This is a genomic window from Desulfovibrio desulfuricans (assembly GCF_024460775.1).
In the GTDB taxonomy this organism is placed as follows: Bacteria; Desulfobacterota; Desulfovibrionia; order Desulfovibrionales; family Desulfovibrionaceae; genus Desulfovibrio; species Desulfovibrio desulfuricans_E.
Genome location: NZ_JANFYZ010000008.1, coordinates 55,400 through 78,619, shown reverse-complemented (window position 1 = coordinate 78,619; position 23,220 = coordinate 55,400). Strand labels below are relative to the sequence as shown.

Genomic DNA, 23,220 nt, shown 5'->3' with positions numbered 1-23,220 from the left:
GCTCCTTGCCTGCCCGCAATAGCGGTAGTATCATGCAATAAACATATTTACCTGCCGAGTTTTGCCATGAGCATCACGGCCTTTTTCAGAACGCTGGCTTCCCGGTCACACTGGGCCATCCACAGTGTCTGGCTGGTCGTGCTTGCTGGCGTCCTGTGCGCCAACGTGGTGGATGGTTATTTCCAGCTCCAGGAAAATGAGCTGCGTCTGCTGCTCTCTGAAAGCAGCATTGCCGTCAATATTGTCAAAATGGAAGTGGGCGGCATCACCCATCTGCTGGACACGGTGGAAAACGCTGTCATGGCCCAGCGGGACGAAGGCCAGCTTGCCGACCAACTGCAAGGTCTGGTGCGGGATAACCCCCTTGTCGCCGCCATTGCTGTCGAGCTCAACGGTGCACCACGGGCCTCCACTGGCGCAATTTCTTCTGCGTCCACAGCCCTTTTCTCCCGTTCCACAGCAAAGGACGGGCTTCCATCCGTATCTGTAAGCATTGCCTTGAAACCAGAATTCTGGGGATACAAACTGGCGTATGCGTTCAACCGCGCAGATGCCAAAGTTGCCGTATATACAGCCTCTGGCCGCCCTTTGCTGCCCTTTGCCAACCTGGGCAACGCTGAAAATGCCCTTTTGGCGGAGAGTATTGCAAACATGGCACCCGATGCGGCAGCGTTGCACACCCAGTCCCTGCGGGCTGATGGCGCGCGGTCCATGCTCACCTTGCAGCAGGCGGCAGCGCCCTTTCTGGCGGGCGGCCCCCTGGTGGTGGGAACAATCATCAGCAGCGAGAACAGTTATGCCCACTGGCATAGCGACCTGCTCATTCAGGTGTTGATATGGCTGGCCGCGGCAGTGCTTTCGACTTTACTCCTGATGATAGAAGCGCGCCGCCGTCGCCGTTCTGAACTTTCCACAGAAAAACTGCAAAGCGCCATGCGCTCGCGCGACAAGTTCATCAGTATCCTGATGGACCACGCGCCCATCATGGTATCCTACTGGGATGCGGAGCGGCGGTGCCATTACGCCAATAAAATGTACAGGGCATGGTTTGGCAAAGGTGAGGAGGAGATCATCGGCATTGATTTGCAATCCCTGTTGGGCGAGGAGCTGCTTGCCAAATGCGCCCCCCTCATTGATGCGACCCTGCGCGGCGAACCGCAGAATTTTGAACAGGAAAGGGCCAGGGCCGACGGTTCAACAGGCTATGTGCTGTCCCGCTACATACCGGATATGGATGGACGGGAGGTGCGAGGTTTTTTTGTTATTGCCTCTGACATTACAGAACTCAAGCAGACACAGCAAAGCCTGGAAAAACGCATTGAAGACCTGTACTCGCTGGCGACCACAGACGCGCTTACGGGCTTGAACAACCGCAGGAATCTGCTGGAAAAGATTCAGTTCGAGATTGAAAGGGCCAAGCGCTACGGCCTGAACATGGTCTTCTTCATGCTCGATATCGACCATTTCAAAAAGATCAACGATACTTTCGGGCATGATACGGGCGATGCCGTGCTGAAAGCGCTTGGCGCCCTGCTGCATGACACCATGCGTACCTCTGACCATGTGGGACGCCTTGGCGGGGAAGAATTTGGCATTCTTCTGGCCAGTGTTGTGCCCGAGCAGGCAGAAGCCATTGCGGAGCGGTTGCGCAGGCGCGTGGAAGAAATGGTCGTGTGGCACAACGAAAAGGACATTCGCTTTACAGTCAGCATTGGTCTGGCGGATTTACAGGCAGATGTGGAAAATCCCCTGGAAGACATGGTGAAGAGGGCAGACCTTGCCCTCTACCGGGCCAAGAACAGTGGCCGAAATCGCGTATGCCTTGCGGACAATTTGTTGCCGCCTGCCGTGGATAATTCGGAGGGTCAGGGTTTTGGCGCATAAAAAGAACGCCCTTGCGCGGCAGGTGCAGACCTGCCGCGCAAGGGCGTTTCTTCAAGTATTCAGAGGGATTGCGTCTTAGCGCACCTTCAGCTTGAGAAAGCGCTTTTTGCCGAGTTTGACCACGTATTCCCCGGCTGCAAGCGGGGTGATGGCGTCTTCGCAGCGTTCTCCATCAATGGAGAGCGCGCCTTCTTTCATCAGGCGTTTGGCTTCGCCACGGCTTTTAACAAGGCCTGCGGCCTCAAGAAAAAACGGGGGAGTGCTGTCTTCGCCGCAGGCGCACTGGTGCTCGGGCATGTCGTCCGGCACGCCGCCGCCAGCAAAAACGGCATTAAAGCCCTGCTTTGCTTCATCGGCATCTTTTTCGCTGTGGTAGCGTGCCACCATCTCGTGGGCAAGATTTTCCTTGGCGGCCTTGGGGTGCAGCTCGCCGCTGGCCACGGAAGCCTTGAGGGCTGCAATGTCTTCAAGGCTTTTGGCCGAGAGCAGCTCATAGTAGCGCCACATAAGCTCATCAGAGATGGCCATGACCTTGCCGAAAATCTGGGAAGGCGCTTCGTCAATACCAATGTAGTTACCGTAAGATTTTGACATCTTGCGCACGCCATCGGTGCCTTCGAGCAGGGGCAGGGTCAGGATGCACTGGCTTTCTATGCCGTAGTGCGCCTGGAGGGTGCGGCCCACCAGCAGGTTGAACTTCTGGTCAGTGCCGCCCATTTCCACATCGCTCTTGAGGGCGACGGAGTCATAACCCTGACACAGCGGATACAGGAATTCGTGGATGGATATGGGACGCTGCTCACGGAAACGCTTTTCAAAATCATCGCGTTCCATCATGCGGGCAACGGTATAGCTGGAAGCCAGCTTGATAAAGCCCGTGGCGTCCATCTTGCCCAGCCAGGCCGAGTTGAAGGCAACCTCGGTCTTCTGTGGATCAAGAATCTTGAAAACCTGCTTTTTGTAGGTTTCCGCGTTGGCAAGAACCTGCTCTTCAGTGAGGGGGGGCCGGGTTTCCGAGCGGCCGGAAGGGTCGCCTATGCGGCCCGTAAAGTCGCCGATAAGAAAGATGACATGGTGCCCCAGTTCCTGAAAATGACGCATCTTGTGCATAACAACCGTATGCCCGAGGTGCAGGTCAGGAGCGGTGGGGTCAAAGCCCACCTTGATGCGCAGCGGCTTGCCGCGCGCTATCTTTTTGCGCAGTTCGTTCTCGTCAATCAGCTCGGCCATGCCGCGCTTGATGGTGGCCATTTGGCGGTCAATATCCGTCATCACCCTTACCTCTGTGCTGGCTTCGGTAAAAAACGCCGGACCAAAAAAAGAATATGCGCCGACGTAGACGGAAAGTGATACCCCCAAGGCGGCGATAGTGTCAAACCATGCCGCAGAGAATCAGCCAGCCTACAGGCTCAGCAGGGAGGCGACGCGGCTGGCGCTCAGGCCGCTGTGAACGGAAAGCGCGTCCATGGGATTTTGCGAGATCATGCTCATGGTGTCGTCAAGCACGCCGTCCACTTCGTCATCTGCCAGCAAATTGGGGGCACTCAGGCTGACAACATCGCGGGAAGGCGCGCTGGCAGCTGTGTTGTCATCTTTTTCCATGGCAGGGAAGGCAAAGGCCGGAGTGGGGTTGAGTCCGGAAATTTTCATGGCGGTATCCTTTATGTTGATGACCTGCATGGGTCAAATTTTCCGCATGGCGGCAATACTGCCATAATGAATGCAATTTTAGGGCCATAAACCCCGGATTGGGAGAAAGCACAGGGGGTGAGGCCGTGGTAAATGCAGGGATGATACGAGTACTTGCGTTTAGGCGGAGTCTTGCTGATCCTTTGACGCATCGGTGTATTGGGTGAGGCACTGACGCAAACGGGGGGAGCCGCCCTTGACGTTGAGCCAGCGCAGCCGGGCGCGGCGGGCGCTCCAGTCCAGTTCTTCCTGAAAGCGCAGGCGCACGGCAACGCCCTGGGCGTCAGGGGCCTTGCCAAAACCTGCCCGCTTGGCAAGAAAAACGTAGGGAGGCACAGTAACTGGCATTACGCTGGGCTGGAGAAAAAACAGGTAGGTTGCATCGGAGGTGAAGGAGGGCATCGCCAGTTCTTCCGGCATGCAGACGCATGCCCCGCCTTCTGAAACATCCAGAATGCGGGTGGCTGGCGGGGCCACCTGACTGTACGCCTCGAGCATGATGCGTAAATCGTTGGTGGTGTCGGGGCGCTCCGGCGCGAGCAGCACGCTCGACATGCGGCTGTATTCGGCGCGCCAGGGTATCCGCTTGCTGCTGCGCAACTGCCGTACCGTCACATGGCGTGAAAAGCGCAGGCTCAAATACAGCATTTCGCCACTGGGCCCGACAGCTGTTTCGAGAATTTGCGCGGTACCGTAAACGCCAAGACGCGCCGTCGTATCCTGCGCAATATGCCGTTTGACGCTGAAGTAAAATTTGCCCTGGTTTACCACCGCCTTGTGGTTCTGGGTCTGCATGGTCATGGAACGCACAACAAGCTGGGCCTCCCGGCCGTTGACCTCGCGTACCAGACCCTCCACAGATATGCAGGCAGTTTCGCCGCACCAGATAAGGCAGCATTCAAGGTGTACATTGGCCCCGGTGTTTTGTGCATCGGCCAGTGCCTCATGGCAGCTTGAGTTCCAGAGGCAGAATGAAGCGTCTGAATTCATGGGACAGCCTTGAATGGGTTGGTAAAGCTGTGTAGATATATCAATATTGTTATTATGTCAATGTGTTAGTGGTATTTACTTGTATAATATGCAGTCCGATTGTGCCTAAGCTGTTACTTGTAACAGACTTTTTGTGAAAGGTATCAGGTTGCATATGTTGTGTTTGGTGGGAACGCGGGCAAGCCGCGACCTGCTCCAGCTTGCTGGTCGCGTTGATGGCATCAACGCTCAGAAGGCCGTCTTCCACAGGAAGACGGCTGTCAACGGGAATAAGAAGCCATCAATCTGTCGCGACGGCGCGGGCAAGCCTCAGCCTGCTCCAGATTGCTGGTCGCGTTGATGGCATCAACGCTCAGAAGGCCGTCTTCCACAGGGAGACGGCCTTCTTCAATATCCAACCAGGCAAGCCGGCATATCCCCATTTTTTAGCAGACGCGAGCTATGGGGATGTGTGCGTCTCCGGATTTATGCCTTAGCCTTCTTTTTTGACTTTTGACTTGGTCATGGCAAGGCCAATGCCTTCGAACAGTTCGAAGATGGCAAAGCCGTACCACAGGGTGTAAAGCACGTAGAAAACCAGCATGCCAACCATCAACATAACGTGCTCGGACACCTTGGCGGCGGTCACGCTGTAGAAGTTGTTGCCCGGTTCAATGGCGCGGCGCAGCACATGGTCCACCACCTGCGACTCGGCGATCAGGCGCTGCTTCTGCAGTTCCTTGATGCTGGGCGAAAGCAGGTACCACCATGCGGAGGCCACTTTAAGGGCATTCTCCCCACCGTATTTCTGCGAAACCTTGTCTGCATCGTTGTGATACAGGGCATCGGAATCGTCAGTGGCGGAGGCGAGGATTTTGCCCAGGTCGCCGGTAAAGGTAACCTTGCCGTCAGTGGCGCTGACATCCGTGGCTCCCGCAGTTTGCAGGGCCATGGCGGCAACGGGGGCAAGGGCGGCCTTCTTGAGCTTGACGGTAACCGTCACGATCTTTCCGTCAACCTTTTTCAGGTTTTCACGAACGCCAGGGATAAAGTAGGATGACCCCTTGGAAAGTTCGTTGAAGACGTTATCGGCGTATTCAAGGCCGGTAACGTGCTTGCCGTTCTCGTCACGCAAGATGGGCATGAGCAGGGCGGCAAACAGAACCAGAAACGAAATGAGCATCAAGCTGCCCCGGAAGAAAGGGGCTTTGGCATGAATAAGCATGATCAGGCCTCCCCTCTAAGCTTGCCGAGGTTGAAGAAGAACTTGCTGAATACCCAGATGCCGAAGAAGGCAACAACAACCCAGAAAATCACGTTGCCCACGTCTTCAATAATGCCCACCACGCTGGGCGACCAGTTCAGCACTTCAAGCTCAACAAGCTTCTTGGGCAGGGTGGCCGCACGGTTGATGAAACCGGCAATGATGGAGATGGCGTAAAAACCGCGAATGTGAATGCCCTTGACCACCTTGGTGGTCAGAGCGCCCACCTGGATGCCCAGCAGCGAACCAAGCAGCATGCCGACTGCCAGCGTGTAGAACACGTAGCCGTAAATGGCGTACTGGCCGATGGAGGCAAAACCAGCGGTAAAGATGATCTGCAGAATGTCGGTGCCAACGGTGGTCATGGACGACACGCCGAAGATGTACACGAACATGGGGAAGGTGACGAAGCCGCCGCCCACGCCCATGATGGCAGCCAAAAGGCCCACGATGACGCCGCCCGCGGCAACGATCCAGCCGGAAATACGGCGGCCGCCGGGAACGAGGTCTTCGTCAAAGGTAATCATGGGCGGCACGGCCAGAGCCTGAAGCTTCAGGGCAACGCCTGTCATACCGGCGCTGCCGCCGTGCGCGTCCTGATTTGCTGCGGCGCCGCCGCGGGAGCTCTTCAAAAAGTCAAAGAGGGCATAGAAACCAAGAAAGCCCAGCAGCACTGCGTAAATGGTGCTGATGAACAGTTCGGAAAGCAGCGGGTCAGAGTTGTACAACCCTTTGTTGATCGCGCCGCCAATGACTGTTCCCACGCCGGAACCCACAAGAAAGGCGATGGCCAGCTTGGTGGAAACGTTGCCCAGTTTTTTGTGCACCGTGGTGCCCATGATGGCTTTGGCGAAAATGTGGAACAGGTCAGTGCCCACCGCCAAAATACCTTTCACGCCCGCAGCCATAAGCGCGGGGGTGATGATGAAGCCGCCGCCAGCGCCGATACACCCGGTGATCAGACCGGCTGCAAGGCCCACGGCGATGGAAGCCAAAAAGATGGTGTTGGTGTAAAAAGCCGGGGCATAGGCGGTTTTGCCGCCCAGCATTTCGTGATACTCATAGGCTTCGGCCAGGCAGCCCGCCAGAATGGGAACTGCAAGAGCCAACAAGATGAGCAGCTTTTTCCTGCTTTTGAGAATGGAAGTGGAGACTTCCAAATCCCATTTGGCATAAGCCTGGGAGCTGCTCAGCAGAAACTCATACACCTGTCTGCCAAAACTCATACTCTCCTCCAATACGATTGTTCCGGCCAATGGCCGAGGTCGTGGCCCCAATACAAACAAACCGTCTAAGGCAATGCCGTGCGTCGCGTCACACACAGCTGGGTTCTGTCAGTAGATATGCTTGAATTCTTTGGTTTTTTATCAATCTCCAGCTCAAAATATCCTGTACCCAGTCACTCTGACATATTAGCCGGAATTTGTAAAAGAAATTTATCACGAGCAAGGCTGCTCGGTCTGCAAACTTTCCAAAAATAGTCCCGGAATTCGCCAGTTTTTCGCTATGCTGGAATGCTCAATAACCTCGGCAAGATATGAAAAAGCGCTCCCTCGCATTACTGTGGGGGGCGCTTTTTCGCCGTATTTGTGAAATTCAAAACAATCTATTTTCTGGCCAGGCCCTGGCTCTGACCAAAGATGACAAGTTCCATCCAGTCCAGCCCGAAATCAAGAGCGGCTTCATCGCCCTGCTGGCTGTCTTCCATGATGGCGGCCTTGCGCTGATCGCTTATGTCCACATGCGAGAATACACGCATGTTTGTGATAAGCTCACGGAACTTGTCGATCTGAAACAGACACAGCACTATCATAGTTACCAGTCGGGGTTCAAGTGGTTGACCCGTTGCCCGCACCATGGCCATGAGGCGCATATAGCGGTCGTTGGAAGTGTTGAAGGGTTTTAGTTCCTCATTTTCCAGCCACTGATGGGGGGTACGCACGGTACCTTTGTCAAAGCCAAGGCAGTGCGGCTCGCGCACCACAAAGAAGCGTTCCGAAACGCCGTCTGTCGCCATCTTTGTGCCGCGCCCCAAGGGGTAGTAACGGCAAGCGCCGGGCCTGTCTTCGTACACTGAGCAGCCCGCGGGGGTCACAAAGGGGCAGGGTTCGTCCGGGCCGTCAAGCATGCGCAGCATGGGCAGGGGAAAGCCCGTGTCGGGAAAGGAACGCATGGTGGTAAAGGTTCCAAGAAACTCTTCGCTGCCAATGCCCAGATTGCGGCGCAGGCGCAACACGTCATATGGGGTGAGGGGCAGGGTGAGCTCAGCGCAGCAACGGTTGAAACAGGGGACATCGGGGTTGCAGTCGAAGCAGAAGGTTTCGTCAGGTTTCAGTTCGGGCAGGCTGTCGAGAAGTTCACGGCTGGCGTCAGAGGACATGGGCGCTCCTGGTTGCGTGCCCGTGGCGCGGCGGCGCGGGGCGGGGAAACAATAAATGCCCGCCGCGCGGGCAGAAAGCGGCCCGCTTGCGCAGGCCGCCTTGCCGTTATTTGTGTTGCCGCCCGTGCGGACGGCTAATGCTAAATGACCTTGTTCAGCGCGTATTCAATGATGCCCTCTGCGCCAGCAAGGCGCAGACGGGGAATCAGATCGCGCACAACATCAATCTGCACCACGGATTCCACCGAGAGCCAGTGGGTGTCGCGCAGGGGCGAAACCGTGGGCGAATTGAGCGAGGGCAGCATTTCAAGGATGGCTGCCAGATTGTCTGCTGGCGCGTTCATCTTGAGGGCCACCAGATTTTCTGCCTTGAGCGCACCCTGGAGCAGCAGATCAAGCTGTTCGATTTTGGCGCGCTTGGCGGGGTCTTCCCATGCTTTTTTATTGGCAATGAGCACGGGGTAGGAAACCATGACCTCGTCAATAATGCGCAGGCCGTGAGCGCGGATGGTAGTGCCGGTTTCGGTCACTTCCACAATGCCGTCAGCCAGACCTTCCACGACCTTGGCTTCGGTCGCGCCCCACGAATAGAACACGTCAACCTTAACGCCTTCGCGGTCAAAATAGCGCTGCGTCAGGCCTTGAAGCTCTGTGGCGATGCGCTTGCCCGCGAGGTCGGCGGCCTTCTGGTAGGGCGAATCGCCCGCCACGGCCAGCACCCAGCGGCAGGGGCGGTTGGAGGTCTTGGAATATACGAGGTCGGAAACGCGCACCACTTTGTCTTCGTGGTTGCGCTCGGTCAGCCAGTCAAGGCCGGTGATGCCCACGTCCAGCACGCCAGCTTCGATGTATTCGCCGATTTCCTGCACGCGGCAGAGCGAGGCAGTGATCTGCGGGTCGTTGATGTCGGGAAAATAGTTGCGCGTATGTTTGCGGATTTTCCAGCCCGCGCGTTCAAAAAGGTTGATGGTGGCTTCTTCCAGCGAGCCCTTGGGCACGCCAAGCTTGATGATGGGCATGGTATCCGCGCTCATGACAGTTTCCTTCTATCGACCGTAGACTTTTTTGGGGTCAAAAACCTGCGGGGAGCATTCCCGCACCGAACCTTGCTTCAATTCCCTGTAAAAGCAGGAGCGCCGTCCTGTATGACAGGCGGCCCCGCCGATCTGCTCAATAAGCAGCAGTATTGTGTCATTGTCACAATCAAGCCGCAGGGAACGCACTTTTTGTACATTGCCCGATGTGCCGCCCTTGTGCCAAAGTTCCTTGCGGCTACGGCTCCAGTAATGGGCCTCGCCGGTTTCAAGGGTTTTGCGCCATGCGTCTTCGTTCATATAGGCCAGCATAAGCACTTCGCCGCTGTCGCAATCCTGTGCGATGGCGGGCAAAAGCCCCTTGCTGAAGTCGGGCTGAAACCCGGGGTTGCCTTCCAGAGCCGCGCTGCCGTCAGGGGTAGCGGACATGGGGCCTCCTTTGTTGTGTCGGCTGGCAGGGCTGTGCGCGCTTGCGTTGTGCCGACAAAATGCGGTGTCTAATAGTGCGGTTTGTTCCGCGCAAACAGTTAAATCTACCTGCAAGAGCCGCAGGACGCAAGCGCGGCGTTCCTGAGGCGGCATGGTCTGCCGCAAAAGGCGCAACTTGCGAATCCATGCCGGGTGTGGCATGCTGGCACGTTAGCAAAACTCTTAGTTATGGCGGGTGTGCCGCCGGGAAAATACATGGCCGATTACGATTCCACTGTGAATGAGTGTGCGGATTCCGCTTCTGACGCCGCGTTGCACGGCATTTCCGTCAGCGAACCCGATGACGCCCTGCCCAGGGTTACCCTTGACGAATTGCCCGAGGCCGTGAGTGCGGCCTGCCGCCGGGCCGGCTGGCAAAGCCTTATGCCCGTGCAGTCGCTGGCCTTGCCCTATCTGCTGGCCGGGCGCGACATCATGGTGCAGTCCCGCACTGGCAGCGGCAAGACCGGCTGCTACCTCTTGCCCATGCTTCCCCATATTTCTGCCGACCTCAAGGCCCCGCAGGCTCTGGTGCTGGCCCCCACGCGCGAGCTCGCCGTTCAGGTTGAGCGCGAGGCCGCTGTAATTTTTGCAGAAACAGGCATCCGTACTGCCGCTGTTTATGGCGGCGTGGGCTATAAAAAGCAGATGGATGCCCTGCGCGACGGCGCGCAGGTTATTGTGGGCACGCCCGGTCGTGTGCTTGACCATTTGCTGCGCCGCACCATGGAACTGCGCGACCTGCGCGTTCTGGTTTTTGACGAGGCCGACCGCATGCTTTCCATCGGGTTTTATCCCGACATGAAGGAAATCCAGAGCTATCTGCCGCAAAAGCGCATTCATACCTGCCTGTTCTCCGCCACGTATCCGCCCCATGTGCTCAAGCTGGCGCGTGAATTCATGGCGGAACCGGCCATGCTTTCCCTCTCGCAAAAAGAAGTGCACGTGGCCGAAGTGCAGCACCTCTTTTGCGAGGTGAAGCCCATGGATAAAGACCGGGCGCTCGTGCGCCTGCTGGAAACGGAAAACCCCGCCTCCGCCATTATTTTTTGCAATACCAAGTCCAACGTTCATTATGTGACGGGCGTTTTGCAGGGCTTTGGCTACAGCGCCGACGAGCTTTCCGCGGATCTTTCGCAGTCGCGCCGCGAGGCCGTGCTTGAAAAAATCCGCGAGGGCAAGCTGCAATATCTTGTGGCTACAGATGTTGCGGCGCGCGGCATTGACATCGCGCAGCTCTCGCACGTTTTTCTTTATGAGCCGCCGGAAGATCACGAAAGCTACATCCATCGCGCAGGCCGCACTGGCCGCGCGGGTGCCGCCGGTACGGTCATTTCGCTGGTGGACGTGATGCAGCGCATGGAGCTTGACCGCATCGCAAAACACTACAAGATCGGCATAATGCCCCTGCCTCTGCCTTCGGACGAAGACGTGGCGCGGGTAGCCGGGGCCAGACTGACCGCCATTCTTGAAGGGCGGTTCCGCAATCTGACCGGGCTTGAACGCATGCGCGTTGGGCGCTATGCCCAGCTTGCGCGCGATCTGGCCACGCAGAGCGATGAGGAAGACAACGTGCTGCTTCTGGCCATGCTGCTGGATGCCTGCCATCAGGAAAGCCTGCGCGAAACACGCTTTCCCGATGGGCGGCCTCGCGCCGCCGAGGGCCAGCAGCGTCAGTCGCGTCAGGCAAAGCCGGGCCGTTCACGCGGTGGCCGGCCAAAGCCATCCGGTGGCCGCAGCGCGGACGAAGTGGAAGCCAGCCCCGCTGCCCCTGAAGGGCAGGGCGGATCAGCGGATTCCGGTTTTGATTCCGGCGCTGGCGAGGGCAATTCTTCGCATTCCGGCAAACGCCGTCGCCGTTCCTCGCGACGTCGTGGCGGCAATGCAACCGAGGGTACTGCAGGGCAATCTGCCGACGGGCAGGGCCAGGGTTCGTCCCGCGAGGGCGGAGACTAGGCATTTTGGGATCTTACGAGCAAACAGTTAAGTGTGACAGCCATGCAGAACAGTGACGATCTCACCACGCAGGAGGCATCGACAGACGGTGCCCCGTCTGAAGCCGCGCGAGCGGCTTTGGAGAATTTCAAGGCATTGCTGGCCGATGCCGACTTTACCCTTGAGCTTGAACTGCTGGGCATCAAGCGCATGCAGTTCATGCGTCGCCGCCAGATGCAGTCGGAACTCATGGGGCTCTACATGGCCCTGTGGCGACTGGCGCTGGCGCGGTCTTTTCCTGTTGACGCTCCGCGTATGTTTGAGCTTTTTCAGCAGGAATACGTGCAGGCGCACAAGGACAAGCACAGCAGCCATATTGTGCAGCGGGCCAATGAATACTGGGCCATGCTTGAGCCACGGGGCGATGGCGACTTCAGCGAAGTTGCCCGGCACCTGTGCTCCTTTTCCACGCAGGATCCCGGTCAGGCCAAGAGCATCAATCTCAAGCTGGTGCTGCATATCCGCAAGATTTACAAACTCGTTTTCGACCGGCTCATCTAGCCGCCGGGCGTGCGTTATCTGTTCGGGAACCGACATATATAATGAAAATCGTCCATTCAGTTGACGCGCTGGGCGCCCTCGCGGGTGCCGCCGTCACCATCGGCAATTTCGACGGCGTCCATCTTGGGCATCAGGCTCTTATCCGCCGCACCCTCGAGGTTGCTACGCAGGAAGGCCTGACCCCGGTGGTCATGACCTTCTGGCCGCATCCCCGCCAGGTGCTCTTTCCCGAGCGCGGGCACATGCCCCTCACCACGCGCGAAGACAGGTTCGCCCTGCTTGAAGCGCTGGGTGTTCCCTTTGTGCTTGAGCTGCCCTTTACGCGCGAACTGGCCTCGCTGGATGCCGGAACATTCGTGCAGACCATTCTTGAACCCATGCATCTGCGCCGCCTTGTGGTGGGCTACGATTTTACGCTGGGCCGCAACCGTGGGGGGCAGGTCACGGTGCTGCGCGAGCTTGGCGCACTGACCGGCTTTACCGTGGAGCAGCTTGAACCCGTGCTGGTAGAAGGCACGGTTGTCAGCTCCACGTCTCTGCGCGGGCTCATAGGCCAGGGGGATGTGGCGAGGGCCGCGCGCCTGCTTGGGCGATTCCACGGTTTCAGCGGCGAAGTTGTGCACGGCGATGGGCGCGGGGCTGGCCTGGGCTTTCCCACCGCCAACCAGCGCAAGCCCGAAGTGGTGCTTCCTGTGGAAGGCGTGTACGCCACCCGCGCCACCCTGGAGGGCCACGCATGGCCCGCAGTGACCTGCGTGGGCCGCAAACCCACCTTTGGCGACAACGAGCTTGGTGTTGAAACTTTTTTGCTGGAAGACGGCAAAAACCTTTATGGTCAGATGATGCGCCTGGAGTTTGTGGGCCGTGTGCGTGGTGAAGAACGCTTTGCTTCGGTGGACGCCCTCAAGCAGCGCATTGCCCAGGACGTGAAGGACGCCCGTTCCCTGCTTGCACAGGCTGCATTTTAGGAGGGCCGGGGGCGGCTGGAGAAACCATGATCTGCGCCGACATTCATAACCATACCGTTGCTTCGCACGGCCTTGCCACAGTGGGCGAAATGTTTGCTGCCGCACAGGCGCGTAATCTGGTCTGGTACGGTTTTTCAGAGCATTCCCCACTGCCGCCCGGTTATTCCTGCCCCTTGTACAAGGGCGACCTCGTTGTGACCTTCCCAGCCTATGCCGACGAAGTGCTGGCCTTGAGAGAGCAGACATCCAGCCCCAGATCCGGCGCGCATGCCCAACCGCGTGTGCTGCTGGGCATGGAGCTTGACTGGCTGCCGGTCAACACACCCTGGATGTGCGATATGGTCAGCCGCTATGCCTTTGACTACATTATCGGCGGGCTGCATTTTGTGGACGACGTGCCTGTAGGCTCTCCCCGCAGTTGGGGGCCGGAGGTTGAGCGCCAAGAGCGCTTTGCGCGCTACGATGCCTACTATGATGTCATGCGGGGGCTGGCTGCCAGCGGCATGGTGGATGTGGTGGCCCACCCGGATTTCATCAAGGTGTGCTGCTTTGATGATTTTCAGGCTTGGCTGGCCCTGCCGGGCAGCACAGAGCGCATAGCAGCTGTGCTTGAGGCCATGCGCGCCACAGATACAGCCATGGAAGTTTCTTCGGCAGGCTTGCGCAAACCATTTCACGAACCCTACCCCGGCCCGGTCATCATGCGCTTGGCGGCAGATCTGGGCCTGCGCATCAGCTTTGGTTCAGACGCGCACAATATGGAAGACACGGGTTCGCACTTCACGGAATTGGCGGCCTATGCCGCGTCCTTTGGTTTTACGCGTAGCCGCATCTGCGTGGCCCGCGAGCGCAGGGAACTGTCGTTCTAGCCCTAGTGGCCCCTTTTACTCACATCTCTGCGTGTGCAAGACATGAAAAATCCCCGTTCTTCGCATGAAGAACGGGGATTCGTTTTTGTGTCCGGCAAAGCCTTATTTCAGCAGGCCCACAGTCTGAACAATAAATATCTTCCAGCCTTCGGTCAGCGGGAGCTTGCCGTCCAGCGCGTGCAGGCCGGACACGTGCACATAGTTGCCAAGGCCTGCTGATGCGCAGAAAAGTCCGGCATTCTGATACAGGGAGCCCACATGCGCCCCGCCCCATTCATTGCCCTGCGGAACGGCGTAGAGCAGGGTGAGCGAGCCGCCGCCCATCTGGGCGCGCCAGTCGCCATCCAGCACCTTGACGAGGGCGTGGGCGGGTTCATAGAGCCATACGCCGCTTTCAAGGGCCACGTACAGGCGCACATCCTGACGGTTCATGGCCGTGGGGGCGGTTCTGCGTCCATCTTCGCGGTTGACGCCCCAGGTAGCCCACAAGAGATCGCTCAACTGCTGGGGCGAAAGGGCCGCTCCGCTGAAGCCCGTTTTTATGGAGCGGCGCTGTGCCAGAGCCTGCATCAGGGGCATGCCGCCGGTTTTATTGGGGGCGGGCAGCTCCATGCGGGCGTTGCTGTCCGCAGCGTTCACAGTTGTGGGAGCGGCGGGGATAAGCGCAAGAGCCGCCAATGACAGCAATAGGGACAGTGAGTGTCTGACGGTACGGATCATGGGTGTTCTCCGTGTGGTGGTTGGGTTTGTACCAGTAGCGGTTCGCTATGAAATACAGGCAAGATTCCTGTTCCGCAAACGCGCACGGTCAAGCATGCCTTTGCAACAGAATGCTCAGATTTCGCTTTTGGGGGAGCGCTCCAGCATGGTGTCCAGCGCGGCGACAGCGTGTTCGCCGGTCATGCCCATGCGCGGGGCCAGTTGGGGGAGATTTTCAACGGCATCGCAGGGTCGCACATAGAGCGGCTCCACATCTGCATCAAAATAATCGCCGTGGCGGGCCAGCAGGCACAGCGAGTCCGTATTCGGGCAGACCAGCCGGGGCATGGCGAATGGAGAGTCCGTTTCCTCTCCTACGGGAACCATGCGCATGCCTTCCAGAGCCGCAAATACATCTGCATTGCGGGCAAGGCCGCTGCCGCAGATGTGCGTACGGCGGTGCTTGTCTGTGCCATCCGGCAGGGGCGCTTCCTGTGCGGCCTCGATACGGCGCAGGGCCTCCTGCGGCGCGCAGAGGTCAACAGCCTGCGTGGACTGGGCCGGAATCTGCGGCCCATACGACATGAAGGGCTGGCAGTGCACAAGATTGCGGCGGGCGTGTGTGAGCACCCATACTGGGGTGCCGTAAAACAGGTTGTGCTGGAGCACGGCGCTGGTGGCCAGAGCCTGCATGTAGTCCAGGCCCGCCAGACGGGCCTGCCCCACGCGGCGCAAGGCTGCGGCGGTGGTCAGCACCAGCCGTATGCCGGTAAAGGAACCCGGCCCGCGCACGCATGCAATGCGCCGAAAGTCGGCGGGCTTGATGCCAAGGCTGCTGCAAATCTCTGCCAGGGCCGGAGCCAGAATTTCCGTAGCTCTGTCGGCCTTGTGCCATTCCTGCACGCAGATCAGCCGCTCGTCTTCGGTGACAATGATCTGGAGCGCGCCCTCTGCGGCATTGAGGACAAGCTCAAGCCCGGTGCCGTTCTGCATTATGAGCCGCTCCCGAACCAGCCGGTATTCTTGAGGATGCGCCACAGGTCGTTATAGGTGGCAAGCAGCATGAGAGCCACCAGCAGTGCAATGCCCGCGCGCATGGCGTAATCCTGCAACCGGGCGTTGAGCGGACGGCGGAAAATTATTTCCCACAGGCAAAAAACAATCTGCCCGCCATCCAGCACGGGGATGGGCAGCAGGTTCAGGATGCCAAGGTTGATGCTGATGAGCGCCGCCAGCGCCAGCAGCCCGGCAAGACCTTCGTGGGCCTGCTTGCCCACCATCTGCATGATCATGATGGGTCCGCCCACCTGATCCAGAGGCACCACACGCTCGGCCAGTTTTACAAAGCTCTGCCACGTGAGCGAAACCATGTCTGCGGTCTGGCCCGCTCCGGCAATGGCCGCGTCGGCAAAGCCGTGCTGCACAAGCCGCACTGCGCCGGAATTGCGGATGCCGATAAGCCATGCGCTTTCTTCTTCGCCAAAGATGGTTTTGCGGATAGAACGTTCAGGCGTGAGTTCCACGCTGATGATCATGCCCTGCTCGGGCTGCGCGGCTTCATCGGCGCGGGTTTGATCGTCAGCCTGGGGGGCCGTGTCCGGGCGCGAAAGCGTGACGGCAAGCGTTTTGCCGTTGCTCTGCGTGATGGCGTCGGCCATGGCCTGCCAGTTGGCAACGGCAGCGCCGTTGATGCTCACGATGGTATCGCCGGGCTGAATGCCCGCCTTGTCCGCAGGGCCGTTCTGCACAACGCCGCCAACCTGCGGCAGCAGCACGGGGGTGCCCCAGCCAAGGGCCAGGGTCCAGCAGAGCAGCCACGCCAGAATGATATTGGCGGCAGGGCCGGCGGCAACCACAAGCAGACGCTGCCATGCGGGGCGCAGGGCAAAGCTTTCTTTTTCGGTAAAGCCTTCGGGAATGTCCTTGGGGTCACTTTCGCCCACCAGGGCCACATAGCCGCCAAGCGGCACCAGCGACAGGGCGTATTCCGTCTTGCCCTTGCGGTATTTGAGAATCTTGGGGCCAAAGCCCAGCGAGAACGTGGAAACGCCCATGCCAAGACCACGCGCCACGGCAAAGTGCCCCAGCTCGTGGAAAAAGATCAGGCCGCCAAGAACGACCACTACTGCAATAATTGTTGTCAGCACAAGGAACCTCCGTCACGGGCCAGCCCGTAGACCAGCTCGCGGCTCTGGCAGTCAAGACGCTGCATGCGCTCCGCCAGTGTATGCGCCTCCATTGTCAGTGCGGCTTCGCTGTCAGTTGCAGAAGCGGCACCTTCAAGAGGCGCGCATAAAGGCTGATGGCCAGGGTTGGAAGCGCCGTGCGCCTCCAGTGCGGCGGCTATCAGCCGGGGGATGTCCATAAACGCGCAGCGGCCTGTAAGAAAAAGATCCACTGCGGCCTCGTTGGCGGCGTTGAGCACTACGCAACGTCCGCCACGGTTTTCCAGCACCTGTCTGGCCAGCCCGAGACAGGGGAAAGCACTTTCGTCCGGTTCATGAAAAGTAAGCGGCTTCGCCGTAAGGTCAAGCGGCGGTACGTTGACCGGCACACAGCGCGGCCAGAGCAGGCAGGCCGCAATGGCCATGCGCATGTCCGGCGTGCCGAGTTGGGCAAGCTGGCTGCCATCGTGAAATTCCACAAGCGAATGCACCACGGACTGAGGATGCACCAGCACCTTGATGCGCTCGACAGGCACGCCGTAGAGGTGAAAAGCCTCAATGACCTCCAGCCCCTTGTTCATGAGCGTGGCCGAATCAATGGTGATCTTGGCCCCCATGCTCCAGTTGGGATGCTTGAGCGCCTGTTCGGGCGTGACGGCGCTCAGGGCCTCGAGTGTCCAGCCGCGAAACGGCCCGCCGGAGGCTGTGAGAATGAGCCGTTCCACTTCCTGCCCGCGCCCGGCAAGGCACTGAAAAATGGCGTTGTGCTCAGAATCCACAGGCAGCACAACGGCCCCTGTGCGGGCGCACACGCGGCGCACAAGGTCGCCAGCCAGCACCAGTGATTCCTTGTTGGCAAGGCAGATGACCTTGCCTGCCAGAGCCGCCGCCAGCGTTCCGGCAAGGCCCGCAGCGCCCACCTGTGCGGAAAGCACGGTGGAAGCCTCGGGCAGGGAGGCCAGTTCCGCGTACCCCTCGCTCCCCACAAGAATGCGGGGGCGGTAGTTCGCAGGCAGAAGCGCGCGCAGTTTGGCTGCGGATTCCTCGTCCAGCACAGCCAGATGCGGCGGCCTCCATGTGAGGGCCTGTTCCGCAAGGCGTTGCACGTTGCGGGCGCAGGCAAAACCCACCATGCGGAAGGCCTGCGGATGCGCCGCGGCTACTTCCAGCGTACTGCGGCCTATGGAGCCTGTGGAACCCAGCAGCACCAGACTGCGCGGCCATGTTTGCTGCCAGCTTTCACCGGGGGCGTCAGAAATGTAATTGATGGAAGGGCCGCCCAGGCCGGGCCAGAGTTGCGCCATGGTGACGTTGTCCTTTAATGGGCGCGCGCAGGTGTTCGCGGCGCGTGTGCGCATAAGATTGGTACTGCGGCAAAAAATTCAAGCTCCCCGGTGGGGATAACCGAGGATTTCAAAATAAAGAGGCTCTAAGGGCCATTAACACTATGAGAAGCTTCGCCCCCCGCGCAAGCAGGGGGCAAAAGAGTCATAGTGCCAACAGGCCTTAAAAGAAGAAAAACCACTGGTCAACAACGGCCACCATGGGCATGGCAAACAGCAGGCTGTCGGCCCTGTCGAGGATGCCGCCGTGCCCTGGCAGCAGGTTGCCGGAATCCTTGATGTTCACCGAGCGTTTGAGGGCGGATTCAAAGAGGTCGCCCAACTGGGCGAAGGCATTGACCGCAATGCCCAGCAGAGCAAAGGAGAACCAGCCGGTTTTGCCGTAAATTTCGCCGTAAATGGCGCAAAAGATCACGCAGCCAACAAGGCTGCCCACCGCGCCCTCCGAGCTTTTCTTGGGGCTGACGCGGGGCCACAGCTTGTGGTGGCCGAATCGGGTCCCCACAAAGTAGGCGGTGGTGTCTGAAATAGCCACCGCTGCAATAACAAAGATGAGCTTGGTTGTGGAGAGGTAGGTCGCCGGAAGCAGCAGCAGTGGCACATAGGCCAGCCCCGCCATGAAGATGCCGCTGGAGGCAAAGGCATTGTCGTCTTCAACAACATCCCACCGAAAAAGAAAACTCATGGAGGCCAGCACAAAGCCAGCGCCAAGGCAGACCAGAGCATCTTGCGGCCTGTGCAGCCACGTGAGGCAGATCATGCACCAGCCAAGCACGATGGCGCAAATGCGGCTGGGCACACGGCTGGAACCCCAGAACAGGGAGTAGAATTCCCACAGGCCGAGGGCGCATACCAGCAAAATAACGAACAGCAAGGGCAGGCCCCTGAACCAGAGTGCCAGCAGCAGGACCGCGGCAAGGGCAAGGCCTGTGAAAATACGGCGGATATCGATGGATTGCGTTGAAGGATCAATGGGCATCAATTTGCTCCTGTGTTTTGCCGAAGCGGCGCGAACGGGCGGCATAGGCGTCAAGTGCCATGCGGAGCTGCGCAGCGTCGAAGTCCGGCCATGGCACGGGCGTGAAATACAGCTCGCTGTAGGCGCATTGGTAGAGCAGATAATTGCTCAGCCTTTGTTCGCCGCTAGTGCGGATAAGCAGGTCAGGGTCCGGTTGCCCGGCAGTGTAAAGATGGTCGGCAACGGCCTGTTCAGTCACGTCTTCAGGGCGCAGGCCCTCGCGCAGCATGGTCTGCACGGCGCGCACGATTTCGCCCCTGCCGCCATAGTTGAGGGCGAGGTTCAAGATCATGTCCTTACCGCCCTCGGTGCGTTTGATGGCATGGCGCAGAGCCGTGCGCTGGGCAAGGGGCATGGATTCAAGATCGCCCAGAACACGCATGGAAATACCCTGTTCGACCATGCGCGGCACCTCGCGGCTCAAAAATTCCATCAGCAGGCTGAAAAGGGCGCTGATTTCTGTCTTGGGGCGGTTCCAGTTTTCGCTGGAAAAGGTGTAGAGCGTGAGGTGGCGTATTCCCAGTGACCGGCATTCGGTCACTATGTTGCGCACGGTTTCCGCGCCAGCGCGGTGACCTGCTTCGCGGGGCAACCCGCGCGCCTGAGCCCAGCGGCCATTGCCGTCCATGATGATGGCGAGGTGTGTGGGCAGTTTGTCTGGATGATCCGTCATGCAAAAGCCTGTGGTGAAAAGTCCTGCGGGTCTGCGGCCTTGTCTGCGGCGGCAAAGCCGCGCCCCGCAAAGTGCTTGCGGGGCGCGCACAACCCGGGCGGAAAATCCGCCACGGGCTAGATTTCCATGATTTCCTTTTCTTTGGCCGCGCACTTTTTGTCGGCATCAGCCACAAACTTGTCCGTCAGCTTTTGCACGTCTTCAGAAGCCTTCTTCTGTTCGTCTTCGCTGATGGCCTTGTCTTTTTCCAGCTTTTTCAGACTGTCGTTGGCGTCGCGGCGCACGTTGCGCACCGCCACCTTGGCGTCTTCGGTGTATTTGCGGGCCACCTTGACCAGATCCTTGCGGCGGTCTTCAGTCAACGGCGGAATCATGATGCGGATGACCTTGCCGTCATTGATGGGCGTAAGGCCCAGGTCAGACTTCAGAATGGCCTTTTCAATCACAGAAATGCCGCCCTTGTCCCATGGCTGGATGGTCACGGTGCGGCTGTCGGGCACGGCAACGGAGGCCATCTGGCTGATGGGCGTGGGGGTGCCGTAATAGTCGCCCTTGATGCCGTCCACCAGGGCGGTGGAGGCGCGGCCCGTGCGCAGCTTGGAAAAATCGCGTTCCTGCGCGGCAAGGGCCTTTTCCATACGGTCTTCGGCGTCCAGAAGGATGCTGTCTATATCCATCAGTATTCTCCTTGGGGGGCTCAGTTCTGAACGATGGTGCCTACGGACTCGCCGGTGACGGCGCGGCAGATGTCGCCGCCAAACATGCGGCACACGATGATGGGCACGTTGTTGTCGCGCACAAGGGCAAAGGCCGTGGCGTCCATGACGCCCAGATGGCGCGCCAGTGTTTCGTCATAGGTGATGCTGTCGTACTTGACGGCATCGGAATATTTGTTGGGGTCTTTGTCGTAGATGCCGTCAACCTTGGTGGCCTTGATGATGGCGTCGCACTTCAGTTCCATGCCGCGCAGGGCGGCGGTGGTGTCTGTGGTGAAGTAGGGGTTGCCGGTGCCTGCGGCGCAGATGACCACGCGGCCCTTTTCCATGTGGCGCAGGGCGCGGCGGCGGATGAAGGGTTCACACACTTCCTGCATGGTGATGGCCGAAAGCACGCGCGTGGGGTAACCCAGCTTTTCCAGCATATCCTGCACGGCCAGCGCGTTGAGCACTGTGGCCAGCATGCCCATGTAGTCGGCGGACGAACGTTCCATGCCCTTGGCCGAGCCGGAAAGCCCGCGAAAAATATTGCCCCCGCCAATTACAAGGGCCATTTCCACGCCCATTTCGAGCACGGTGCCGATTTCACGGCAGATGGTGGCTACGGTTTCCGGGTCAATGCCGGTCTTGTTCTCTCCGGCCAGGGCCTCGCCGCTCAGCTTGAGCAGCACGCGCTTGTATTTCAGTGTGGGCATGAGTCCGCCTTGGTAAAGGCTGAGGTGTTGCGGGCTTTCGCCGGACGCAGGAAAAGGGCTGGACTTTTGGCCCTGCCCCAAAACGAAAGAATTGTAACAGAATTTGCGCGCAGCTCAAAGTGTTTTTGCGGCAGCAGTCCCGGCCAGTCCTGAGCCGTCCTGCGCAGATGCTACAGACGCAGCCTGAGAGCGTCGATTATGCCTGCTTGGGCCATTCCTCCACGGTGAAGGGCAGGCTTTGGGCCATCTGGCCCAGAGCCTCGCGCGCCTCTCGCTCCCTGTGGGGGGAATAAATAACCCGCAGCAGGGCGGTCTTGTTTTCAAGCACGGTAAAATAGGCAATGTGCTCATAAGCTTCGAGCAAAAAGCGGAACAGCCCCGTATGCTCCGGCGCAATGCGCACCAAAAGGCTGGCGCTGCGTGTTGGCGGCGGCAGTGCTGGAGCCGGTTTGCGCCTTTCGCGCAGGGAAGGCGGCCCGGAAGCGGACCCTCGTGCGCGCGGCATCAGTACAACCCGGTCCAGCGGGCCAGAATGACAAGGCCAATGCCGAAAGCGATGGTGAGAAAGTAGTTCTTTGACCACCACGCAACCAGCAGAGAGGGCAGGGCCACCATCAGGAACAGGTTGGAGGGGCCAGCGTTAAAATGACCTTCGTAAAAAAACACGTCCGGCCCCACCAGAGCCGCCATGACGGCGACGGGCACAAAGGACAGCCAGTGCCGCAGCAGCGGAGGCAGGCTGTCGCCCTTCAAAAAAGTGACAGGCAGGATCTTGGGCAGAACAGTAACCAGAACACTGCCAAGCAGGCAGAGCAGCAGGGCCGCATGGGTGCTGAACCATCCGCTTTCGTTCATGATTCGGCCTCCTCTGTGCGCGGTGTCGCCATGTTGCTGATATCGCGGCTGTCTGCATCCTTGCTTTGCCGGTCGGCAAGGTCAAGGGGTGCGCCCTCGTGCCGCGCCTTGCGCACCAAGAGCCATGTGCCAAGGCTTGCGCCAAGCACCGTGGCAACGGCAATGTTCCACTGGGTCATGCCCGCTGCCTTGAGGCTGATGGAAAGCGTGGTGGTAAAGAGCGCCACCAGCACATGCAGGCGGCTGACGCACTGCGGCACCAACAGGGCCAGAAACATGGCGGTGAGGGCATAATCAAGGCCCAGCGGCTTGACATCGCTCACAAGCTCGCCGCAGAACGCGCCGATGGCCGCACCGGAAACCCAGCCCAGCTGCGCGGTCTGGTTGCAGACAAAGAGCGTGGTGAGGCTGCGCTGCCAACCGTTCTGAAAAGCCGTAACATGGACGGCAAAGGTTTCGTCCGTAAGGCCGAGGCCCAGCAGAAAGCGTTGCCCGCGCGGCAGGCCAGCCAGCCAGGGAGATTCTGCGGCGGATTGCAGCAGATAGCGCAGGTTTACAATAAACACTGCCGCCATGATGGAGAGCGCGCTTGCGCCAGCGCCCCACATGCCCGCGAACACGAACTGGCCGGAGCCGGAAAACATGAGCACGGACATGGCGACAGCCAGAGAGGGCGGGATGTTGTTCTTGACTGCAAGAACCCCAAAAGCGAAGCCTACGGGCAGGTAGCCCAGCACAATGGGCAGTGCGCGCCGCAGGCCCTCCGCCAGGGGGGAAGCGGAAGATATGCCGGACATGTCATAACCTCGATAAAAGTAAGACAATGAGGCTACGCCCTTTGCTCCTGGCTGGCAAGCCAGAGCCAGGGATTGGTTCCAGGTTCGGCGGCTGGCTGGAGTTCGGCGGGCTGCCCTTCTAGCATGAGCCAAGCAGATGCAATGGAGAAAGCAAGGTGTTTCGTTTGCTGCCTCCATCCATGAAGCGAAATTTGCCTGCCTTCGTGAAGGGCCGCAAGGGCAGACTCCACGAAGGCAG

24 protein-coding genes are annotated in these 23,220 nt (G+C 59.2%); 5 read left to right on the top strand and 19 right to left on the bottom strand.

Annotated elements, in window-relative coordinates:
* The first annotated feature begins 66 nt into the window (after positions 1 to 66).
* Positions 67 to 1,884 carry a sensor domain-containing diguanylate cyclase gene (locus tag NE637_RS10910; protein ID WP_227118928.1) on the top strand — a complete coding sequence of 606 codons (1,818 nt, stop codon included), beginning with the start codon at positions 67 to 69 and terminating at the stop codon, positions 1,882 to 1,884.
* Positions 1,885 to 1,959: 75 nt separating this feature from the next.
* On the opposite strand, the gene tyrS is transcribed toward NE637_RS10910, so the two are convergent.
* The 8 genes from tyrS to hisI form a co-directional block, all read right to left on the bottom strand.
* The gene (gene tyrS, locus NE637_RS10905; RefSeq protein WP_227118926.1) at positions 1,960 to 3,156 is read right to left on the bottom strand and encodes a tyrosine--tRNA ligase; all 1,197 of its coding nucleotides are present in this window, start codon (positions 3,154 to 3,156) and stop codon (positions 1,960 to 1,962) included.
* Positions 3,157 to 3,285: 129 nt separating this feature from the next.
* A complete protein-coding gene (locus NE637_RS10900) occupies positions 3,286 to 3,534 on the bottom strand; it encodes a hypothetical protein (protein ID WP_192112217.1) in 249 nt (82 codons plus the stop codon).
* Positions 3,535 to 3,693: 159 nt separating this feature from the next.
* Positions 3,694 to 4,563, bottom strand: coding sequence for a hypothetical protein (locus NE637_RS10895; protein ID WP_227118924.1), 870 nt, complete (start codon positions 4,561 to 4,563; stop codon positions 3,694 to 3,696).
* A gap of 472 nt (positions 4,564 to 5,035) precedes the next feature.
* Positions 5,036 to 5,767, bottom strand: coding sequence for a hypothetical protein (locus NE637_RS10890; protein WP_192112219.1), 732 nt, complete (start codon positions 5,765 to 5,767; stop codon positions 5,036 to 5,038).
* Positions 5,768 to 5,769: 2 nt separating this feature from the next.
* Positions 5,770 to 7,032 carry a sulfite exporter TauE/SafE family protein gene (locus tag NE637_RS10885; RefSeq protein ID WP_192112220.1) on the bottom strand — a complete coding sequence of 421 codons (1,263 nt, stop codon included), beginning with the start codon at positions 7,030 to 7,032 and terminating at the stop codon, positions 5,770 to 5,772.
* 380 nt (positions 7,033 to 7,412) lie between these two features.
* On the bottom strand, positions 7,413 to 8,186 hold the full coding sequence (locus tag NE637_RS10880) for a YkgJ family cysteine cluster protein (protein ID WP_192112221.1): 774 nt from the start codon (positions 8,184 to 8,186) through the stop codon (positions 7,413 to 7,415).
* Between the two features lie 140 nt (positions 8,187 to 8,326).
* The gene (hisG, locus tag NE637_RS10875; RefSeq protein WP_192112222.1) at positions 8,327 to 9,220 is read right to left on the bottom strand and encodes an ATP phosphoribosyltransferase; all 894 of its coding nucleotides are present in this window, start codon (positions 9,218 to 9,220) and stop codon (positions 8,327 to 8,329) included.
* 12 nt (positions 9,221 to 9,232) lie between these two features.
* Entirely contained in the window at positions 9,233 to 9,649 is a 417-nt protein-coding gene (gene hisI / locus NE637_RS10870; protein ID WP_022657658.1) for a phosphoribosyl-AMP cyclohydrolase, read from the bottom strand.
* A 255-nt stretch (positions 9,650 to 9,904) separates the two neighbouring features.
* Here hisI and NE637_RS10865 point away from each other — a divergent pair, with 255 nt between their 5' ends.
* From NE637_RS10865 to NE637_RS10850, 4 genes are read left to right on the top strand one after another with little or no spacing between them, the layout of a single operon-like run.
* A complete protein-coding gene (locus tag NE637_RS10865) occupies positions 9,905 to 11,644 on the top strand; it encodes a DEAD/DEAH box helicase (RefSeq protein ID WP_215646686.1) in 1,740 nt (579 codons plus the stop codon).
* Positions 11,645 to 11,686: 42 nt separating this feature from the next.
* Entirely contained in the window at positions 11,687 to 12,184 is a 498-nt protein-coding gene (locus tag NE637_RS10860) for a hypothetical protein (RefSeq protein WP_225529886.1), read from the top strand.
* A gap of 41 nt (positions 12,185 to 12,225) precedes the next feature.
* Positions 12,226 to 13,152 carry a bifunctional riboflavin kinase/FAD synthetase gene (locus NE637_RS10855; protein WP_227118314.1) on the top strand — a complete coding sequence of 309 codons (927 nt, stop codon included), beginning with the start codon at positions 12,226 to 12,228 and terminating at the stop codon, positions 13,150 to 13,152.
* 26 nt (positions 13,153 to 13,178) lie between these two features.
* Positions 13,179 to 14,021: a histidinol-phosphatase gene (locus tag NE637_RS10850; RefSeq protein ID WP_227118313.1), complete on the top strand. Its 843-nt coding sequence runs from the start codon at positions 13,179 to 13,181 to the stop codon at positions 14,019 to 14,021.
* Between the two features lie 102 nt (positions 14,022 to 14,123).
* Here the strand turns inward: NE637_RS10850 and NE637_RS10845 are convergent, their stop codons facing one another.
* The 11 genes from NE637_RS10845 to NE637_RS10795 form a co-directional block, all read right to left on the bottom strand.
* Entirely contained in the window at positions 14,124 to 14,741 is a 618-nt protein-coding gene (locus NE637_RS10845; protein ID WP_192112226.1) for a nitroreductase family protein, read from the bottom strand.
* Positions 14,742 to 14,855: 114 nt separating this feature from the next.
* Positions 14,856 to 15,713, bottom strand: coding sequence for a tRNA (adenosine(37)-N6)-threonylcarbamoyltransferase complex dimerization subunit type 1 TsaB (gene tsaB / locus NE637_RS10840; RefSeq protein WP_227118312.1), 858 nt, complete (start codon positions 15,711 to 15,713; stop codon positions 14,856 to 14,858).
* Entirely contained in the window at positions 15,713 to 16,867 is a 1,155-nt protein-coding gene (rseP, locus tag NE637_RS10835) for an RIP metalloprotease RseP (RefSeq protein WP_227118311.1), read from the bottom strand. Before rseP ends, tsaB begins: the two co-directional genes overlap by 1 nt.
* Complete coding sequence (gene dxr, locus NE637_RS10830; protein ID WP_227118310.1) at positions 16,861 to 18,189, bottom strand: 1-deoxy-D-xylulose-5-phosphate reductoisomerase; 1,329 nt, start codon at positions 18,187 to 18,189, stop codon at positions 16,861 to 16,863. The genes rseP and dxr overlap by 7 nt, the downstream gene beginning before the upstream one ends.
* A gap of 202 nt (positions 18,190 to 18,391) precedes the next feature.
* Entirely contained in the window at positions 18,392 to 19,207 is an 816-nt protein-coding gene (locus NE637_RS10825) for a phosphatidate cytidylyltransferase (RefSeq protein WP_192112229.1), read from the bottom strand.
* Positions 19,197 to 19,919, bottom strand: coding sequence for an undecaprenyl pyrophosphate synthase (gene uppS, locus NE637_RS10820; protein ID WP_192112230.1), 723 nt, complete (start codon positions 19,917 to 19,919; stop codon positions 19,197 to 19,199). The genes NE637_RS10825 and uppS overlap by 11 nt, the downstream gene beginning before the upstream one ends.
* A 116-nt stretch (positions 19,920 to 20,035) precedes the next feature.
* The gene (frr, locus tag NE637_RS10815) at positions 20,036 to 20,596 is read right to left on the bottom strand and encodes a ribosome recycling factor (RefSeq protein ID WP_227118309.1); all 561 of its coding nucleotides are present in this window, start codon (positions 20,594 to 20,596) and stop codon (positions 20,036 to 20,038) included.
* Positions 20,597 to 20,616: 20 nt separating this feature from the next.
* Positions 20,617 to 21,330 (bottom strand): UMP kinase, encoded by a 714-nt coding sequence (gene pyrH / locus NE637_RS10810; RefSeq protein ID WP_022657672.1) that lies wholly within the window; start codon positions 21,328 to 21,330, stop codon positions 20,617 to 20,619.
* 196 nt (positions 21,331 to 21,526) lie between these two features.
* Entirely contained in the window at positions 21,527 to 21,835 is a 309-nt protein-coding gene (locus tag NE637_RS10805) for a DUF4911 domain-containing protein (RefSeq protein WP_192112232.1), read from the bottom strand.
* Positions 21,835 to 22,185: an AzlD domain-containing protein gene (locus tag NE637_RS10800; protein WP_215646676.1), complete on the bottom strand. Its 351-nt coding sequence runs from the start codon at positions 22,183 to 22,185 to the stop codon at positions 21,835 to 21,837. Before NE637_RS10800 ends, NE637_RS10805 begins: the two co-directional genes overlap by 1 nt.
* Complete coding sequence (locus NE637_RS10795) at positions 22,182 to 22,982, bottom strand: AzlC family ABC transporter permease (protein WP_215646674.1); 801 nt, start codon at positions 22,980 to 22,982, stop codon at positions 22,182 to 22,184. Before NE637_RS10795 ends, NE637_RS10800 begins: the two co-directional genes overlap by 4 nt.
* Positions 22,983 to 23,220: the final 238 nt, after the last annotated feature.

Coding starts and splice junctions, on each gene's coding strand:
- NE637_RS10805 (WP_192112232.1), bottom strand. CDS start 21,835: ATGCCGCGCGCACGAGGGTCCGCTTCCGGGCCGCCTTCCCTGCGCGAA.
- NE637_RS10825 (WP_192112229.1), bottom strand. CDS start 19,207: ATGCCCATTGATCCTTCAACGCAATCCATCGATATCCGCCGTATTTTC.
- NE637_RS10860 (WP_225529886.1), top strand. CDS start 11,687: ATGCAGAACAGTGACGATCTCACCACGCAGGAGGCATCGACAGACGGT.
- tyrS (WP_227118926.1), bottom strand. CDS start 3,156: ATGACGGATATTGACCGCCAAATGGCCACCATCAAGCGCGGCATGGCC.
- hisG (WP_192112222.1), bottom strand. CDS start 9,220: ATGAGCGCGGATACCATGCCCATCATCAAGCTTGGCGTGCCCAAGGGC.
- NE637_RS10855 (WP_227118314.1), top strand. CDS start 12,226: ATGAAAATCGTCCATTCAGTTGACGCGCTGGGCGCCCTCGCGGGTGCC.
- NE637_RS10850 (WP_227118313.1), top strand. CDS start 13,179: ATGATCTGCGCCGACATTCATAACCATACCGTTGCTTCGCACGGCCTT.
- NE637_RS10880 (WP_192112221.1), bottom strand. CDS start 8,186: ATGTCCTCTGACGCCAGCCGTGAACTTCTCGACAGCCTGCCCGAACTG.
- NE637_RS10895 (WP_227118924.1), bottom strand. CDS start 4,563: ATGAATTCAGACGCTTCATTCTGCCTCTGGAACTCAAGCTGCCATGAG.
- uppS (WP_192112230.1), bottom strand. CDS start 19,919: ATGACGGATCATCCAGACAAACTGCCCACACACCTCGCCATCATCATG.
- frr (WP_227118309.1), bottom strand. CDS start 20,596: ATGGATATAGACAGCATCCTTCTGGACGCCGAAGACCGTATGGAAAAG.
- NE637_RS10865 (WP_215646686.1), top strand. CDS start 9,905: ATGGCCGATTACGATTCCACTGTGAATGAGTGTGCGGATTCCGCTTCT.
- NE637_RS10890 (WP_192112219.1), bottom strand. CDS start 5,767: ATGCTTATTCATGCCAAAGCCCCTTTCTTCCGGGGCAGCTTGATGCTC.
- NE637_RS10910 (WP_227118928.1), top strand. CDS start 67: ATGAGCATCACGGCCTTTTTCAGAACGCTGGCTTCCCGGTCACACTGG.
- tsaB (WP_227118312.1), bottom strand. CDS start 15,713: ATGCAGAACGGCACCGGGCTTGAGCTTGTCCTCAATGCCGCAGAGGGC.
- dxr (WP_227118310.1), bottom strand. CDS start 18,189: ATGGCGCAACTCTGGCCCGGCCTGGGCGGCCCTTCCATCAATTACATT.
- hisI (WP_022657658.1), bottom strand. CDS start 9,649: ATGTCCGCTACCCCTGACGGCAGCGCGGCTCTGGAAGGCAACCCCGGG.
- NE637_RS10885 (WP_192112220.1), bottom strand. CDS start 7,032: ATGAGTTTTGGCAGACAGGTGTATGAGTTTCTGCTGAGCAGCTCCCAG.
- NE637_RS10800 (WP_215646676.1), bottom strand. CDS start 22,185: ATGAACGAAAGCGGATGGTTCAGCACCCATGCGGCCCTGCTGCTCTGC.
- NE637_RS10900 (WP_192112217.1), bottom strand. CDS start 3,534: ATGAAAATTTCCGGACTCAACCCCACTCCGGCCTTTGCCTTCCCTGCC.
- NE637_RS10845 (WP_192112226.1), bottom strand. CDS start 14,741: ATGATCCGTACCGTCAGACACTCACTGTCCCTATTGCTGTCATTGGCG.
- pyrH (WP_022657672.1), bottom strand. CDS start 21,330: ATGCCCACACTGAAATACAAGCGCGTGCTGCTCAAGCTGAGCGGCGAG.
- NE637_RS10795 (WP_215646674.1), bottom strand. CDS start 22,982: ATGTCCGGCATATCTTCCGCTTCCCCCCTGGCGGAGGGCCTGCGGCGC.